General features: G+C 73.8%; 2 protein-coding genes. One reads left to right on the top strand and one right to left on the bottom strand.

Annotated features, from left to right (window positions below; translation table 11 throughout):
- A partial coding sequence (locus K6I34_RS36120; protein ID WP_229332254.1) for a TetR family transcriptional regulator occupies positions 1-630 on the bottom strand: 630 nt, incomplete at its 3' end.
- 228 nt (positions 631-858) lie between these two features.
- Between K6I34_RS36120 and K6I34_RS36115 the strand changes: the two genes are divergently transcribed.
- A partial coding sequence (locus K6I34_RS36115; RefSeq protein WP_229332253.1) for a glycosyltransferase family 4 protein occupies positions 859-2,122 on the top strand: 1,264 nt, incomplete at its 3' end.

Here is a 2,122-nt window from a genome sequence, read left to right as displayed (position 1 = left end):
GGCTGCGGCCGCGGCCGGGGGGCCGCCCGGTCCCGGCGCGGCCGCCGGTCCCGTCGCCGGGCCCATCGCGTCCAGGATGATCGCCGTGGTCAGCCGCGAGACCGTGTCGACCTCCGAGCTCACCGAGCGGTCGGCGAAGGTGAGGGCGCGCACCATCGCGTCCGCCAGGTGCGGCTCCCGCTGCATCGCGCGGAAGGCCCGCATCAGGGTCTGCGCCACGCGCGCCGCCGGGTCCCCGTCCGTCGGGGGGCGCCTGCGCAGCGTCTCGTGGAGCTGCTGGAGCTGGTCCTGCATGGTGGCCACCAGCAGGTGGATCTTGGACGGGAAGTAGCGGTAGAGCGTCCCGAGCGCGACGTCCGCCGACTCGGCGACCTCCCGCATCTGCACCGCGTCGAAGCCGCCGCGGGTCGCCAGCCGCGTGGTGGCCGCCAGGATGCGGCGGCGCCGGGCCTCCTGACGTTCGGTCAGGGCGGGCCCGGACGGCGCGAGCGGCTTGGACGGCGCGGACGGTTTGGACGGCGCGGACGGTTTGGACGGCGCGGATGGGCCCGGCGGTGCCGACGGTGTCGACGATGCTGATGGTGCCGACGCGGCCCTCGGCCGGGAGCCCGTAGTGGAGTCCGTAGTCATGTGTCCCGTTGTCCCGTTCCCTGGCAATCCATCCAGCGGTGTCTGTGCGGCCCGGACGGCACAGCATGGCAGCGGTCGGCCCGTGGCGCGAATCACCCGATCCGGCCCGCTCGACCGGCTGTCCGGCCGGTAGATTCGAGGCTTCTGGACATCCCAGTCTGAAACTTGTTCTAGGTTAGCGCGGCCCGTTACGCTCCGGCGGGACAGCAGCGAGAAGGAGGCCCGTGAGTGACCGCTGAGGCCACGGAGGCAGCACTCTCGTACGACGGCACCCGCGTGGACGGGAGTGCCGACCGCCCGTTGCGGATCGCTCTGCTCACCTATAAAGGGAACCCGTTCTGCGGCGGTCAGGGCGTCTACGTCCGCCACCTCTCGCGCGAGCTCGCCCGCCTCGGGCACCACGTGGAGGTCATCGGTTCCCAGCCGTATCCCGTGCTGGACGTGCCGGATGTGTCGAGCGGGCCGGGCGGGCCGGACGGCGCGTCCGACGGCGAGGGCGCCCCGGGCCGGGTGGGCCTCACCGAACTGCCCAGCCTCGACCTCTACCGGCAGCCGGACCCCTTCCGCACGCCCGCCCGCGACGAGTTCCGCGACTGGATCGACGCGCTGGAGGTCGCCACGATGTGGACCGGCGGCTTCCCCGAGCCGCTGACCTTCAGCCTCCGCGCCCGGCGCCATCTCGCCGCGCAGCGCGGCCGGTTCGACGTCGTGCACGACAACCAGACCCTCGGCTACGGGCTGCTCGGCGGGCCCGCGGCGCTCGGCGCGCCGCTGGTGACCACCATTCACCACCCCATCACCGTCGACCGGCAGCTCGAACTCGACGCCGCCGCCGACTGGAAGCGCCGGGCCTCCGTGCGCCGCTGGTACGGCTTCACCCGGATGCAGAAGCGGGTCGCGCGGCGCCTGCCGTCCGTGCTGACCGTCTCGGGCTCCTCGCGGCAGGAGATCGTCACCCACCTGGGGGTGTCCCCGGAGCGGGTGCACGTCGTCCACATAGGCGCCGACACCGACCTCTTCTCGCCGGACCCGTCCGTCGCCGAGGTGCCCGGCCGGATCGTCACCACCTCCAGCGCGGACGTCCCCCTCAAGGGCCTCCTGTACCTCGTCGAGGCGCTGGCCGTGGTCCGCGCGCAGAACCCGGCCGCCCACCTCGTCGTCGTCGGCAAGCGTCCGGAGAGCGGGCCGGTGGCCGCGGCGATCCGGCGGTGCGGGCTGGCGGACGCAGTCGAGTTCGTCAAGGGCATCAGCGACGCCGAACTCGTCGACCTGGTGCGCTCGGCGCAGGTCTCCTGCGTTCCCTCGCTGTACGAGGGCTTCTCGCTGCCGGCGGCCGAGGCGATGGCCACGGGAACGGCGCTGGTGGCCACGACCGGCGGGGCGATCCCGGAGGTCGCGGGGCCGGACGGCGAGACGTGTCTCGCGGTGCCGCCGGGGGACTCCGGCGCGCTGGCCTCGGCGCTCGAGCGGGTGCTCGGGGACGAGTCCCTGC

Source organism: Streptomyces sp. UNOC14_S4 (assembly GCF_020740835.1).
Taxonomy (GTDB): Bacteria; Actinomycetota; Actinomycetes; order Streptomycetales; family Streptomycetaceae; genus Streptomyces.
The sequence above is the reverse complement of the archived record's forward strand: the minus strand, read 5'-3'. Positions and strand labels throughout refer to the sequence as shown.